Genomic DNA, 15,108 nt, shown 5'->3' on the forward strand with positions numbered 1-15,108 from the left:
CCGCAAAACATGGAAAATCAAAACTACAAGATTCCCTTCAATCCTTTGAGTATGATGACCAGCAACGGCCAGATCGAAACCTGCGATATTGCGGAAAGCATTGCGCAAAATATTATGCTTTTGATTATTACCAAAAAAGGCGAAAACAGATACGACGAAAATTACGGCAACGATGTTTGGAGTGTAGAATTCGATAACGGCGTGACGCCAGCCAAATGGGAAAACCTTTTCGTAAGCAGCTTGCAGAGACAGATCGCAGAGCACGAGCCTAGACTTGTAAACGCTGTCGTGCAGGCTCATATCAATTACGTAGAACACAGCTACGAAACAAGAGGTTTCAGCGAAGTCAAGAAAAAAGTAAAGGTCGGAATCAATGCCAAGCTGGAAGCTACAGGCGAACGGTTCAGTTTTTCTACCGAGTTATTTCTAAGTCCAATGTCAATCGATTAAAAGATAATAAATGAGTTTTGATCAGCAACAGACTTTCTCCAAGGAAGTCATAAAAGCACGAATGCTTCAAAATGCCACCAAACTTTGGGGTCTGAAAAGCATCCAATCTCTGGATCCGTTTGTGAAACTGCTTATTGATGCATTCAGTACAGAAGTTTTCAAAGCTAACAATGAGATCCAGACTATCAATGGTAGAATTCTGGAGAGATTGGCCAAACTGCTCACGCCTACAAATTACACACATCCCACACCTTCGCACGCCGTCGCGTTTTGCATGCCGGATGAAGATACGGAAATACTGATGGAACATTCTGAGTTTTTCTTTAAAAAACATCTCAATTCATTCCGAAAAACACAGTCGGACAAGCAGGTTGAGATTCCTTTCACACCGGTTGAAAATATTGATCTGGTAAAAGCACAGACTATGTTGATGGTTGCAGGAAATACCGTTTATCAGATTGATGAACAGCTTAATAAGATTCCGATTCAGAGAATCTCGTCCGATGTTGCAGATTATCGAAATATTATGATTGGGATTGATCTCAGCAACTATAATTCTGAAAATTTTCCTGAAAAATTCAGCCTTTATTGTTCAAATCCAACTTACGAAAAGGTAGATTTTGTTTATAGACTTCTACCGCACATCAAAGTTTATCACAATAATATTCCGCTTCAAATATCGTCCGGAATCACTTATAATGAAACGATAGATCAGGAAGGTTATGAAGGCATTTTCGAAGAAAGATCTATCCGTTATAAAATAAAAGAAGATGTCAAAAATCTTTACAAGCACAAATTCATAGAGATCAGCGGAATTTATCCTTCGCTTTTCAAAAAGATTCAAAACGGAATTCCTCAGAATATTGATGACGGAAGTTCGGTTTTTGATCAATTCCGAAACAAAAAAATCCTTTGGCTGAAGCTGGAATTTCCACCTCAATTTACATCGGAGATTTTGGAGAATTTTTCTTTTGTACTGAATGCATTTCCTGTTTATAACCGCGGTTGGAAAAAGACAGAATACAATCTCGACATTATGGGAAACAATATCCCGATGGAAACTAATGAAGAAGAATTTTTCCTATATGTAGAGGAAGTTGTGGACGGCTTAGGAAAACGATATTCCGAAATACCTTTTACACCAAATGACGAAATCGAAAAAGGACTTTTCACTGTAAGAAAGGGTGGAATGGAACGCTTTACCCAGCGAAATGCAACAGATCTGATGTCTCACGTAATGGAGTTATTGAGGGATGAAGTTGCTGCTTTCGCCATCATCAACAGAGATAAAGTGAAAGATGTTCTGGGCGAAATCTCCGATAAAATGAAAGGCCTGATGAAGAAAGTGGATCAGGCGAACAAGGAACTGAAGGAAGATGTAAACTATGTTATCATCGAACCTTTGGAAAATTCTGTTCATACTTATGCTTCATTTTGGGTTTGTCATTCTTCATTGGCAAACAGCATTCGTCCCGGAACTGAGCTTAATTCTCAGAAAAAACTTCAGGTCATTACTTTAATTACAGAAACAACTGGCGGCGCAGAAGAAAAAAAGCAATCCGATACGATTCTTGCTTACAAATATGCACTCACAAGCAGAGATAAAATCATCTCAGCAGAAGATGTGAAAAATTACTGCAAAATGATGCTGAACAGCGAAATGAAAAACGTTTCTGTACGACGAGGAACTATGATCAGCGACAAGCCTCGTGAAGGTTTTATCAGAACTGTTGATGTAGAAATCACACCTCAGAATTATTCGTTCTACGGCAGAAAATATTGGGATAATCTGGCAGATGTGCTCAGAAATAACATCAAAGCAAAAGCGATTGACGGTGTAGAATATCGAGTAATGATAGTGGAAGATGCTATGCATCTGGAAGTATAAAAATTAAAAGTATGAATGAACATCAACATATTTCCGAACTGAAATACAACAGATTGGGCACCGATTTCAAAATAGAATCTGTTGCCGCAAATCTGCTGAAATATTACAACAGCAGCTCCAGTATTTTCATCAAAAAAGTGGGGATTAATGATCGACCTTATCTCAAAGATATCAAGAATATCTACTCCACTTACTATGGTTTCGATAATGAAACGATCATTATGGAAACCTATCGGGAAAGCATTTACGATTATCTTCCGGAAGGGCTTTTCCATCCGCCATCATTAGGAACAGCTTCCAAACGAGGTGTTGAAAGTGTGGTCAAAGAGATTCGGAAACAAAAGGAAGTTGAGGAAAATGCACGGAATTTCTTCCAGCCATTCGAGCAGGAGTTTTTTTATACGGAGGTTTCGGCTTTGCTGAAGGAAACCGAATTTGATATTGCAGACCAGTCAGACACATTGATAAAAATTTTCAAGGAAATGTGGCCGTTATTGGGAAAAGTGGATTTGGAAACAGCAAAGATATTTTTTTATATTCTACCTTTTCTCCACGAAGTTCGAGGGAATAAAAGATGGATCGAAAGATTCTTGACTGCTTTTTTAAATGTACCGGTTGGAATTGATTTTGTTCCCAATAAAATTGATAAACACGACGATGAATTAGGAATTACATCGTTGGGAAATACAAAACTGGGAATTACTTTTATCCCAAACGGAAAACATATGGATGGCGAAAGAAACTGGCAGATTACAATTGGACCGATTCCCTATAATGAGATTCATAAATATGTTGCTGGAACGGACTTCCGTGAACTTTTGCAGACTATTTATGATTATCTTATGCCCATTACAGTAAAGATTGAGGAAAAATTTATTACTGAAAAAAAGGAGAATTCTTTTGTAATAAATGCATTGGAAAACACCAATCGTTTGGGATATTCGACATATATTTAATATATTTAACAAACATAAATAACCAACAAATATGGAAGCAGGTTCTGTCAAAGGAATTTTTTTAAGGTATCTTCTGATGCCAATTATTACGGGAATTTTGGTGTTCATTCTCGCAATGATTCGCAGAAGCAAGCCTGCAATCAAAATAAAACATATTATTTTCTATGTTCTGCTGTCCGGACTTTGCCTTTGTCTGCCAGGTTTTTTAGGCTTTTCCGGTAATCTTTTCAATCCGTACTGGTATCTTTTTTCACAGTTGATTTATCTAGGTCTGGGAATTATTCACGTCAATCTTCTGCATCATTATTTCAGAAAGCATATCGATAAACTTTGGATGAGCATTCTTTTTGAAGCTATCCTGAGCATCACCTGCATACTTTTCGGCGGTTTTCTCTTCACGTTGATTTTCAAATGGATGAGTAATGATTTGGGTAATGCTTATATGGCCGCAACAAGTCTTGTGATTTTCATTGTTCCGCTGATTTTTTATTACTGTTATGTTCAGTTTATCAGTATTCCGTTTGACATTTACAAAACATGGAGATTTGATCCGGACCAGAAACCGCATAATTTCCAGGGCGTTGACTTTGATAAATTAATGGTTCTGAATGTAGAGTTAAGCAAAAATTCTGAAGACCAGCAAAGGTTCATCGTAAAAGCAAAAACACTTGCTACAGGAATCACATTCGGAGATTGGTTTCACCGAGTCGTGGACGATTATAATCACAAAAATCCGAATGCAACGATTAAACTGATGGATTCCGGAAACGAGCCTTATTACTGGATTTTTTATATCAAACGATCATTTTTCAGCATCAGAAAATACATTGATTTCGAACAGGATATTTTAACTAATAACATTACCGAAAACCAAACCGTGATTTGCAAAAGAGTGATCCGACATCAGGAAGAAGGTAATATTGCTAACCAAATAAGTACAACATTATGATACAACCGATAAAACATTTCGCCGTAAACTGGGTAGATGGGATGAAGATCTCCAAAGATCATCTTGTGCAGCAGGAAGATTTTATGATAGATTCTATCCGGGATTCCAACTCGATTCAAATCAATTCGTATAATTTTGGATTGTTGCCAATCACGGAAAAATTTGGCGACAAGACTATTTACGAACTTCAGAGCACCGCAACCAATGACGCACAGCTTATCATCAAAAAATGTACAGCCATAACACTCGCAGGCTACAGAATTGAGTTGTTTGATCATAAAGTCAACATCCGGAATCTGGCGAAAAATATGTCTCAGGATCAGGAAGATGTGGATGGTGAATTTTATATTTTGGCTTCGGTAAATCCGTTTGACCACGTATCTTTTGGCGATATTGATGCAGATGAAATTCCGCCGCGACATCCTTTTACCAAACCTAATTACAGAATAGAACTGGTGGATGTTTCAATTCTGAACAGCAGTTATTCCGGTGGCAATTATCTGGTTTTAGGAAAGATTGCAATGCGATCCGGAATGGCACAGATCGATGCTAATTTCATTCCGCCTTGCAGCTCCGTGGAAAGCCATCCAAAACTGGTTGAGTATTACAACAATTACTCTAATTCTTTGGGCAATCTCCGTCAGTACGCTTTTAAAATCATTCAGAAAACAGCACATAAAAATCAGAATATTACGCTTGCTGATAACGTGAAAATGCTTTGCAAAACTATCATCAAACATATTGGTGAAAATTATTTCCAGTTCAAAAATGTGGTGACAGAACAACCGCCGATTTTTCTGATTAATATTTTCTCAAAACTGGCACTTCAGCTTTACAATGATACCCAAATGATGGTACAATCTGAACTGGAAGAAATGCTGAATTACAGTTTGGAATGGAGCGAGATCACGCCGCATTCCTTACTAAACCAGCTTACAAATAATGCTGAAATTAATTATGACCATCACAATACGGGAGAATATTTTTTCAATATCAATCAGATGATGAAAAGTCTTGAATTGATCTTCGGAAAGCTGAGTGAGCTGGATTACATTGGACAAAGAAAGGAAAATATCATCGTCAACGAGCAGGAAGTGATCTCCAACAATGATCCTAAAAAAGGCTGGAGTGTGATTGATTAATTTCTAATTTAAGTTTAATTTCGATCAAAAAACATATATCCCTGAGCTAAATGTTCTTCGGGATTTTTTGTATTTGAATTACAACAATATCGTAGAATTACTACACTTTTTAAAATAACTTTTCATCTTGATAATTAATCTAAATATGTTTTTTAAATTTAAATAGACGAAAATTCTCTTTTCCACAAAATGAAAATCTATGGACGAAAATATTCTGTTATACGAAGTAAAACCCGGTGACACACTTGATAATATTGGTGAAAAAATCGGAATGAGCGGAGATCAGCTGAAGGATTTCCATAATACTCATTGCGAAAGGATGGAGAAATTGTGGTTTAATAATCTCGTGGGTGTGAAGCAGATCATCATTCCAAAAGAATATAAGAACCCAGAAGACCTTAGAAAAGCGAAAGAAAATGAAATGCCGCCTTCCACTGTCACAAGGGATTTTTATGCAGATTCTTATTTGGCAAAAGAAGATCTGGAGATTGAATATCAGGTCGATATAAATTTTAGAAGTAAGGAGGAATCCAACATTACCGAAGAAATTGCGGAAGTGCGCTGTTTTGGTTTTACAAAAAAAGGGCAATTGCCTGATGACAAGATGAGCGCAGTTTCTTTGGCGTGTATGGAAAGCATCTATCCTATTCCGTTCATCATTCCTTGTCAGGGTAAGATTGCAGGAATTTTTGAATTTGAAAAATTAAAACAAAGATTCGAGGAAAAAAGACAAGATCTGGAAGCATTTTTCACTGGTGAGATCTACAAAAGCTACTTCGACAAGTTTCTTGAAAGTCTTGGCAACAGAGATTATATCCTGAAACAATTTTTTTCCGCACTACTCTACCAATTGCTTTTTCCGAAGATGGAATGGTTTCACATGACCAGAGAATGGACGGAAAATTTTTATTTGATTCAGAATTCTTTTTCGTTAAGATGCTCTATGCGTGCCGAATACGAACACAAAGGCACTGAAATTGTAGAAACTCTACTGAGAGGAACTGTCCAGGATGCCTACAGTCTACAGGAGATCCTGCGCGGAATATCATTTGGTGAGGCGCCTGAAGAACTTGCAGAGTGTGATATTGAGATCCGATACATCACAGATAAAAAAACAAAGAGAATGCTCGAGGCGGAAGCTACTGTTATTTTTAAGAATGAGGATGCGCTTTACAGAAAACAAACTTTAAAACTGACACAACATGAAAAAATATCCTGACAGAAATAATGTTGCCGGACAGGCAACAAATTCTTCTGAGTCTGAATTTTCTTTACCTGAAAATAATAATGAGATTGTGGATGGTGATTTTAATGGTTTTGATGACGAGGTAGATGAAGGAATAGACACGATGGAGGAAGATTCGCAGCAGGAAGATGCTGAGAATCCTACTGAGCAAGAGGAAAAAGACGAAGAAAAACAAACTGAGAGCAGCTCCAGTGAGCACGACGGCAAATATTTTGTCATCCAGAAAGGAATGGCGTGCTGCGACAAGGGCGCAAAGTTCCCCAACTTCAAAGTGAGCAGCCACCAGAAGCATTATTTGAATGACGAAAAAGGAGAAGCTGATTATCTCGCCGTTACCGAAGATGATCTTACCTTCAATCCGCCGGCGATGCCTTTTGGAACCTGTAGCATAAAAAACGGCAATCCCTGCACCTACTCCCCTGCCGGAAAATGGACAAAAACCTACGACAAAGTAAAAATAATGGGCAAAAGCGCTGTTACAGAACTTTCCGAACTGATGTGCACTATTGGCGGAAAAATTACGGTGATGAAACACGGCCAGCAGGGTGAGGCTGGGAAAAGTAATGTAAAAAAAGCTGATGCAAGAGAACAGCACGTGTACAATCCTATTATGGATTTTGAAGAATTTCAAGAGGAAATAACTGGACAGGAAGGAGAAGCGTGGTAACTTTAAATTATTAATTATGTCAAAAAAAGGAGTTTCATCAATCTCAGGAATTACTGCACCAACGGTGGGTGAGAAGTACATTTACAATATAGTGAGTTGGTATCCTGACACACCACAATTGGAACGCAATCTTGAAAAGGTAACGTGGGAATTGTTTAAGAAAAGAAAGAATGGAACTTTTACCACAACCAATATCAAGAAAATAGGTCATAGCGACTTTACCTTTGGGGAAGCTGCTGCAGGAGAAACCTACAAATTGCAGGCGTATCTTTACGAACCGGAAGGCGGTGGTTTGATCATTACTCCAAAACCTGCAAAAGTTCCGAAGATCAATAAGTTAGAATTGTTTTATATAGACGACTCAAAAGGATTGCTGTTCAGCCCCTTGGAAAAACTGAGAGCGAGAGCCTATTGCATGAATATGTTGGGGAAAGAACTGATTTTTACACTTTGGGAAGATGATGCCAAAGGCGCAGGCCACAACTCAAAAAATCTACCGGTTGCCACCCTGAAAGCGCAAGTTAACAAAGATGGTGTAGCTGCTGTAGACTTTTCATTATCAACTTTTATGTTTAAAGCTGCAATGGGAGAAAAGGATTCGAAACTGGAATTTTATGTAACCGTTGAATATTTTAAGGACAAAAAGCACGCATCTAATAATGTAGATGTCAATAATCGTTATCTGGCAGTGCCAGTCAATCCACCGAAAAAAATAGAGCCTGCAAAACCACCGGTAGCCAAAGATTCGCCAGCAGAAAACAAGGGCACTTCTAAAAAAGAAGAAAACGGCATTTGGGACGCTATTTCCAAGACTGGCGGAGAGCTTTGGGATTGGGCAGAAAGTGTGGGTTCCGTGATCAAAGATAAAATGCCGGCAATACAAAAACCTGACGGGAAAAGTCCAGCGGTGGTGAAGGCAAAACCAATAGATAAGAAAAATAGTAATGCAAAAGGAGCTTGTGGCTGCAATGATGCTATAACTGAAGATGAATTAAAAGAAATATTTCCAGATGCGAAACCTGAAAATTTAAGACTTGTTGCGGAAACATATACAAAATATATGGAAGAATTGGAAATGAACACGTGTTGGAATAAAGCCCATTTATTTGCTCAGGCTAGAGTTGAAGCTGGGTTAACCTTGAATATGAAAGCAGGAGAGAACTTTAATTATTACTACAAAGGTTTGTCTATATTTGGTGCTTTTCAAACAGCAGAAGGTAAAGAAAAAGCAAAACTATGGGGAAGACCAACGGTTGTTCCAAGACTTCCAGGAGTAAGTAAAGAAACTCAAATCAAAATTGCAAATTATGCATATTCCCCACCAGCAAAAAAGGCCATAGAATTGGAAAATACTGAACCAAATGATGGTTGGGATTATAGAGGAAGAGGATTAATTCAGGTTACAGGAAAGGGATTCTACAAATATTGTAATCAGTATACTAAAAAAGAAGGAAATGATGTTATCGCAAATCCAAATTTGATAGGGGAAAAAATTGAGCTTGCAGTTTTGGCATCTATGATATTCTTTAAATGGAAAGGAATCAATAAAATAGCTAATGGAACAAGGGATGTAAAAGGTAAAATATGCCCCAAAGTAGGAGCTGATGTGACAGCGGGAGGCAAATCAAATTATGATGAAAAGCAAAAAGCATTTAATGAAATTACTTCTAAAGTATTCAAAATTGATCAATGCAAACTTACCAAAAAGACAACCCCTAATCAAACAGAAAAGCCGAAAAAACAAAGTGGGAAATATGATATTGATGCAGCAGTCAACTATATAATTGCAAATGCTAAAACCAAAAAACCCTATGGTGATTGTGCAAAATATGTAAGATTATCTATTAATGCAGGAGGAATAACAAATATATTTGGTCATGCAAAAGAATATTATAATACGGATAAATTAGTAAAATATGGCTTTACTAAAGTAGGAACAGATTTGGATTCCATTCAATTAAAAAAAGGAGATATTGCTGCTTTCGGTTCTGTCAAAGGACATTCTTATGGGCACATTGCAATGTGGACTGGAATACAGTGGGTATCAGATTTCAAACAAAAATCTTTTTGGGTAGCTAATCAATATTCTGTTGAAAAGAAATATGCCATTTACAGATGGGAAAAATAATATGTAAAAATAATTTAAATGAATAAAATAATATACATTTTTCTTGTAATCTCGTTTCTGATGGGATGTAAGCAAGAAACAAAAACAACGAATATTTTACAAACACAAGATAGTTTGAAAATAAAAAATAATTCAAAAAAAGCGATAGCAACATTAAAAGAATTTTATTTTTCAGTGTATGGTAATGATGAAAATAACGAAAAATTAAATAAAAAATATCTGTCCGAAAGAGTTTTACAGAGGATAGATAGTCTTACTTCTGATGATGAAAACCTTATTTTAGATTATGATCCTTTTATAAAAGGACAAGATTACGTGGGTGAAGTTATTAAGAAAACATTGAGAATTGACCCTTTAGATAACAAAAACGAATATCGCGTAAGTTTTTTGCAATTTGGACAAAAAGATGAAAAACGAATCAATGTCGATTTTCTGTTGGTGGAAACCAAAGACGGAAATTTTTTAATCGATAGTATATTAAATGATGATTACTTGAATTTTAAAAGCTCCACGAAAAGTATAAAAGAAGATTCAAATATTGATGGATACAGAGTGATAAAAGAAGTGAAATCAGATATTAATAAAGATGGAAAGAAGGATTATATTTCTGTTTTCGGAACCGATTGGAATAAAGAAATAAAACCCACAGATTCTAAATTTTTTAAAGTTATAATCAAATTAAGCGACGGAAACTCTTTTACAACTTTTACCAACAATAATATAATTCTACCCTATTTTCCTGACAATGTAGCGTCAGGATTTTCAGATATTAAAGTCAAGAATAATTATTTTACGATTGAACAAGCAAACGGAATAGGTAATTATATTGAAAGAAGTTTTACAACCTTTAAATTTGACAATTCAGAAAACAAACTTTTTCTTCATAAATATTCCACAATGACAACGGAAAGAGATTCGGGAGATGAAAACGAGATAATATCCGAATATACTGAAAAAGACTTCGGGAAAATAACTTTTGCAGAATTTAATCCCGAAACAATTGTTAGAAAATAATCTACAAATTATAACAAATCGCTCTTTAAGATAGCAAAAAACGATTCCAGCGACGGAAAATATTTCTTACTTCAAAAAGGAAAAGCTTATTGCGATAAAGGAGAAGCTGATTATGTAGCCGTTACCGAAGATGATCTTTCCTTTAATCCTTCGGCAATGCCTTTTGGAACCTGCAATATTGAAGATAAAAAGCTAAAACATGTTATAACCCTCTGGTCAGAAAACTATATTTGCGATACATCAATTTGGGATAATAAAGAGAATATCATTCTCAAACTCAGAAAAATTGAAACGGGCATTGATACCTATACGAAAATTACTGTTACCAGTCTTAAATCACAAAACAAAACATTACAAATATAAACAAGATGGTAAAAAAACAAAATGAAATCTTCAAAAAGCTGATCAATGTGATTTATAAATTTAGATTTATTGCAATATTTTCGGTTTGCATTTTTTGTAAAGGACAAGAAGTGGATATTATTAACAAACCTTTTTCATTGGAAAAATATTCTGAAAAGATTTCCAATGATGATTCATTTACTTTTTTGCAGTCAAAAAAATTTAAGAAAATTTTCAATGAAAATTGTAAATACTTTATTCAAAAAGGATGGCAAAAAATTGGTCAAAGTGATTACACAGTTACTGAATTAGTCGCCAGTAATGAAACTGATTTATCAAAAATAGAATCTAAAAGAAGCACAATATACTTGTTCATCACGGGAAATAAAATATTAAAAGACACTTTGAAAATTAAAAAGAATTTTGATTATTCTATTTGTCAATTAGACAAGGAGAACAGAAAAATTGGTTTAGCAGTAGGGAAATATACAGTGAGTGCAGGTAATGAATTCTTTGAAATCCATCATTTGTATCAAATAGATAATGAAGGAAAAATTAAAAAAATTAAATTGAGCACTACTGTTTTTGACTGTCCGGCTCCAAGTGATTATGTAAAAGATGAAGAACCAGAGTCGTATACATTTGGAGTTGTAGGAGGGAAAAAGCTTAACAGGTACTGGTATGAAAACTCTTTGAATAATCAATAAATGAAATACTTAGTAACAATAATTTTTTATGCACTTATTTTTTTGGGTTGTGAACAAAATTCAAATAATCATTTTAAAAATGAAAGTAAGAATTTGCAATCAAAAACAATAGTCAGTGATTTGGTAAAGCCGAAGAGACTTTTGCAATCAAGATAAGGCAGTCAAAATTTTTGATTACTATTAATCTGAATTATCAGAAAAATTATGAGTTTAAAGTAAATAACGAAAGTAAATTTACCCAGCAAAATGAATGCAGAAGTTATGTTAAAAAAAATTGTTATTATTTTTTCATTTCTATTATTTTTGAATATTTGTGCTCAAAATTATCCTCAGGGTAATTATACGGTTACAACAACAGTTGAAGAAATAGGTACTGAAAATACGATCAAAATGAAATTTGATTTTTATTTTAATGATGGAAAAGCATATTTAAGACTTGATACAAATAATTCTTTAGAAGCATATTGTGAAGGAGAATATTCTATAAATGAAAAGAAAAATAAAGTATTAGTTTTGAGATATAGTGGAGAAGGAATATGCGCAAATGAAATTGAAATCAATACTATATATATTAAAAAGATAAAGAATTTTTATTACGTAAAATCTAGACGATTTCGTAGTGAAAAATGGTTGATACTCAAAAAAATAATATAAACTTATTCAAAACATAAAAGAAATTACAGAATTAATCTTTTACTGTTTTCTCGGTGAAATCTACATTCAAATGATAAGACAAATCCTCGTACCCTAATTAATAAGTAATATTGGCAACCTATCGGAGTTTTGCTGCTGGGCTAGATCTTTTTTATCCAGTTTTCTGGCAACTGATGATTTGTAGCGCTAAAAGTAACATTTTTCGCTTTCGTTTTAAATCAATAATCATTATAAGAATCTCTATATTCCACCTCCGTTTTAAAAATCCGGGTACTGTCAGCTTTTAAAGGTTCATTATTGAGGAAAATTTCAAAATTACTGTCATCAGGAGCAATTCTAAATTCTAATTTCGCATTATTGCCGGCTTTTTTGAATGATTCATTGGTTTTTTCCCAGCTGAAGTATGCTCTGCCAACAAATTGTTGGTCTTTGCCGGTTTCCCAAATAAAATTAAGTTCTTTCGGAATTGCTCTGCTCTTCGCTGGAATATTGTTGATCCACGGTCGAAACATCGACTCTTGTTCCGCATTGTAATATTTGAAATTCATTTCGAACAGTCGCAGAGATTTGTTGGTTGAAGTGATAGTGGGTTGGTACAAATATTTAATGCGGTAGTTTTCCCAAAGTTGGGGAGAGAGATCTAAAAATCGATTTTTTCTCATTTCTTCACGGGTAACTGAAAGTTTGGAAAAGAACTTTTTCTCCAGTTCTTGATCATCCTTAATTACTTCTGCTTGAAATCGACCTAATTCAATACGTACTTTTCCAAAATTCAGCCAAACCACGACCATTCCCTTCGGCGCAAATCCAAAAACCAAATCGGAAAAGCTGTTATAAGGATTCGTGGCACTGCTGAATTTCTCATATCTTCCTAACTTCTTAAATTCCTGCAGCGGTTCCTTGTCATCCGTTGTAGATCCGCTTTGTGCATAAGCTCGTTCCATGTAATCTTTGATTAGATCTTCGGAGAAATTGGCTTTTAAATGGTAAAAAGTATCCTCGTATCTGGAAAAATATATAATATCGGCGCCTATTGGAGTTCCTTGTTGTTCCGTCCAACCTTTACCGGAATATCCCCATTCTCCAGAACTGCTTCCATAAGGCAGATGTGCATCTTTTCCTTCTAAGGTAAAGATTTGATCTTGTATCGGCGTAATATTTAAATCATTATTTGGATGGCTGATTTCTACATGAAATTCGGGCATTTTTTGTGATTTCATTTTTTGGCAACTTAAATTTTGGGTGATCAATAGAAAATAGAACGCTAATTTTAACAGTGATTTATCCATCTTGTATATGTCTTTTTCGATATTGTGCAGTTAAAGCACCTTCTTTTTTAGGCGCGTCGTTGTTGGGTTTAGGACTCAGACCAATTTGATTAGCTTTTACGGACCAGTGCAGATATTCATGTCTCAATCTTTTTAAATCATTAATGTCACTTATTTTATTAAGATAACTTAGCGCTTTTATATCTTGAATGTACTGTGCTGCAGAGGGTTTTGAGCCTTTGTTGAATTCGTTAACATATTTGTTTCGAATCTGGTTGCAGCCATTAGTATACTCTAGCAATTGTCCATAAATAGAGGTTAGAAAAGGATCTGCAATCTTATGATTTTCATCGATGATCGAGTCGAGATAATGAACTCCAAATTGTTTTGAATAATGAAACATTAGGTTTAATGGAACTTTGTCATAATTATTAGATAGTTGTCTTGTTCCTACCAATCCATAATATTGATTTCCTTTGTTCCACCACCGATCGTATTTTACATCCTTTTGATAAAAGTACTTAATTTCGAGTTGATCTTCATTATACCAACCTTCTTCAACTACAATCTTTTTAAATTCTTCGCATTCTTTATGAGTCGTTTGATCATAAGGATCCAATCTTTTACAGTACAAAACTGAAATTTCTTCTCCAATTCCGTACGATCCACCAATATCAGAGTGAACACCTGGAAGTGTAAGTTCCAAACCATTAATTCCGGTACTTTTAATATTAGTTAAATCGAAATTATCTCGGTATTCATCATCTGCAGCTATTTGTAGAACAAAATCCACTTTCCCATTTCCAATGGTATTCAGACCCAACTGTTTGGTGTCTCCATCGATTCCCATACCACCACGATGATTCAGTCCAAAAGAAGCAACAGTATCATACAGTCCTGCGAATCTGAAAACAATCTTATTGATTTTCAATTCCTTTTCCATAAGGCAGGCACCGAAATATCCATATTGATTAATGAATTTAAGTTTCGAACCATCTTTGTCTTTAATAATGAAATTACCTTCCAAACCAATGTATTCAGGAGCAAAGATTTGAAGAACAGTGTTTGCTCTGGAAAAACTCATGCTTGGTGGACGGGTAACAAGGTGAACGAAATGTCTGGCTGCAGCTGCTCCTCTGCTAAAACCGAAAACTGTAACAGTTAGGGTATCAATGATTTTAGTTTTATCTGTTACTTTCTTTTCAACGGCTTCCGCACCTTTTTTACAACCTTTTGCAACTTTTCCCACAATTCCCGTTTCTCCTGAACCTTGTATTACACCAAATGCTACACTGTCACTTTTTTCATCTTCAGTACCAATTCCTTCAATATACCAGGAAACTTGATTGGCCTCACCGGGATTGATGGCATCATATCCTTTGGCAATATTGGTAAATTCGTTATTATAACTGTCATCTCCATCACTGCTCGCTTTACTATGATTTGCACCAAGATTGGTGTTTGTTTTATTATTTTGCGTTCCGTCAAAAAATAAATTAAGACTTATATCTATAAAATTTACAGGTTTGTCATCTGGATTAATTTCATCTGCTTTATTGTAACTAACTCCCGTCGTATTTCCTTGTTGATTTACATTGACCAAACCACTATTCTCAATATTTCCCTTAGAAAAATTAAGTTGATTTCCCTCGGTTTGTGTAACTACTTTTCCTTCTACAAAATATTCGATGCTCATT

General features: G+C 35.2%; 13 protein-coding genes. 11 read left to right on the forward strand and 2 right to left on the reverse strand.

From position 1 onward, the window contains the following. Positions 1-9 precede the first annotated feature (9 nt). The 11 genes from LUD75_RS01025 (at position 10) to LUD75_RS01075 (ending at position 12,143) form a co-directional block, all read left to right on the forward strand. Positions 10-450, forward strand: coding sequence for a GPW/gp25 family protein (locus tag LUD75_RS01025; RefSeq protein ID WP_232703872.1), 441 nt, complete (start codon positions 10-12; stop codon positions 448-450). A gap of 10 nt (positions 451-460) precedes the next feature. Continuing rightward, positions 461-2,338 (forward strand): type VI secretion system baseplate subunit TssF, encoded by a 1,878-nt coding sequence (locus tag LUD75_RS01030; RefSeq protein WP_232703873.1) that lies wholly within the window; start codon positions 461-463, stop codon positions 2,336-2,338. An 11-nt stretch (positions 2,339-2,349) separates the two neighbouring features. Beyond that, entirely contained in the window at positions 2,350-3,294 is a 945-nt protein-coding gene (locus LUD75_RS01035) for a hypothetical protein (protein ID WP_232703874.1), read from the forward strand. A gap of 31 nt (positions 3,295-3,325) precedes the next feature. Beyond that, positions 3,326-4,243, forward strand: coding sequence for a TssN family type VI secretion system protein (locus LUD75_RS01040; RefSeq protein WP_232703875.1), 918 nt, complete (start codon positions 3,326-3,328; stop codon positions 4,241-4,243). After that, positions 4,240-5,385 (forward strand): hypothetical protein, encoded by a 1,146-nt coding sequence (locus LUD75_RS01045; RefSeq protein WP_232703876.1) that lies wholly within the window; start codon positions 4,240-4,242, stop codon positions 5,383-5,385. Before LUD75_RS01040 ends, LUD75_RS01045 begins: the two co-directional genes overlap by 4 nt. Before the next feature lie 199 nt (positions 5,386-5,584). Beyond that, positions 5,585-6,604: a hypothetical protein gene (locus LUD75_RS01050; RefSeq protein WP_232703877.1), complete on the forward strand. Its 1,020-nt coding sequence runs from the start codon at positions 5,585-5,587 to the stop codon at positions 6,602-6,604. Beyond that, positions 6,588-7,298 carry a DUF4280 domain-containing protein gene (locus tag LUD75_RS01055; RefSeq protein ID WP_232703878.1) on the forward strand — a complete coding sequence of 237 codons (711 nt, stop codon included), beginning with the start codon at positions 6,588-6,590 and terminating at the stop codon, positions 7,296-7,298. The genes LUD75_RS01050 and LUD75_RS01055 overlap by 17 nt, the downstream gene beginning before the upstream one ends. Before the next feature lie 16 nt (positions 7,299-7,314). Continuing rightward, a complete protein-coding gene (locus LUD75_RS01060) occupies positions 7,315-9,426 on the forward strand; it encodes a hypothetical protein (RefSeq protein WP_232703879.1) in 2,112 nt (703 codons plus the stop codon). A gap of 18 nt (positions 9,427-9,444) precedes the next feature. After that, positions 9,445-10,440: a DUF3828 domain-containing protein gene (locus tag LUD75_RS01065; RefSeq protein ID WP_232703880.1), complete on the forward strand. Its 996-nt coding sequence runs from the start codon at positions 9,445-9,447 to the stop codon at positions 10,438-10,440. A gap of 368 nt (positions 10,441-10,808) precedes the next feature. Continuing rightward, positions 10,809-11,489, forward strand: coding sequence for a hypothetical protein (locus LUD75_RS01070; RefSeq protein ID WP_232703881.1), 681 nt, complete (start codon positions 10,809-10,811; stop codon positions 11,487-11,489). Positions 11,490-11,735: 246 nt separating this feature from the next. Further along, entirely contained in the window at positions 11,736-12,143 is a 408-nt protein-coding gene (locus LUD75_RS01075) for a hypothetical protein (RefSeq protein ID WP_232703882.1), read from the forward strand. A gap of 218 nt (positions 12,144-12,361) precedes the next feature. Here LUD75_RS01075 and LUD75_RS01080 read toward each other — a convergent pair whose 3' ends face one another. Together LUD75_RS01080 and LUD75_RS01085 are read right to left on the reverse strand one after the other, a co-directional pair. Further along, positions 12,362-13,363 (reverse strand): DUF2931 family protein, encoded by a 1,002-nt coding sequence (locus tag LUD75_RS01080; protein WP_232703883.1) that lies wholly within the window; start codon positions 13,361-13,363, stop codon positions 12,362-12,364. A 61-nt stretch (positions 13,364-13,424) separates the two neighbouring features. Beyond that, positions 13,425-15,107 carry a DUF2235 domain-containing protein gene (locus LUD75_RS01085; RefSeq protein WP_232703884.1) on the reverse strand — a complete coding sequence of 561 codons (1,683 nt, stop codon included), beginning with the start codon at positions 15,105-15,107 and terminating at the stop codon, positions 13,425-13,427. Position 15,108: the final 1 nt, after the last annotated feature.

It is taken from the genome of Epilithonimonas sp. JDS (assembly GCF_021261315.1).
Classification (GTDB): domain Bacteria; phylum Bacteroidota; class Bacteroidia; order Flavobacteriales; family Weeksellaceae; genus Epilithonimonas.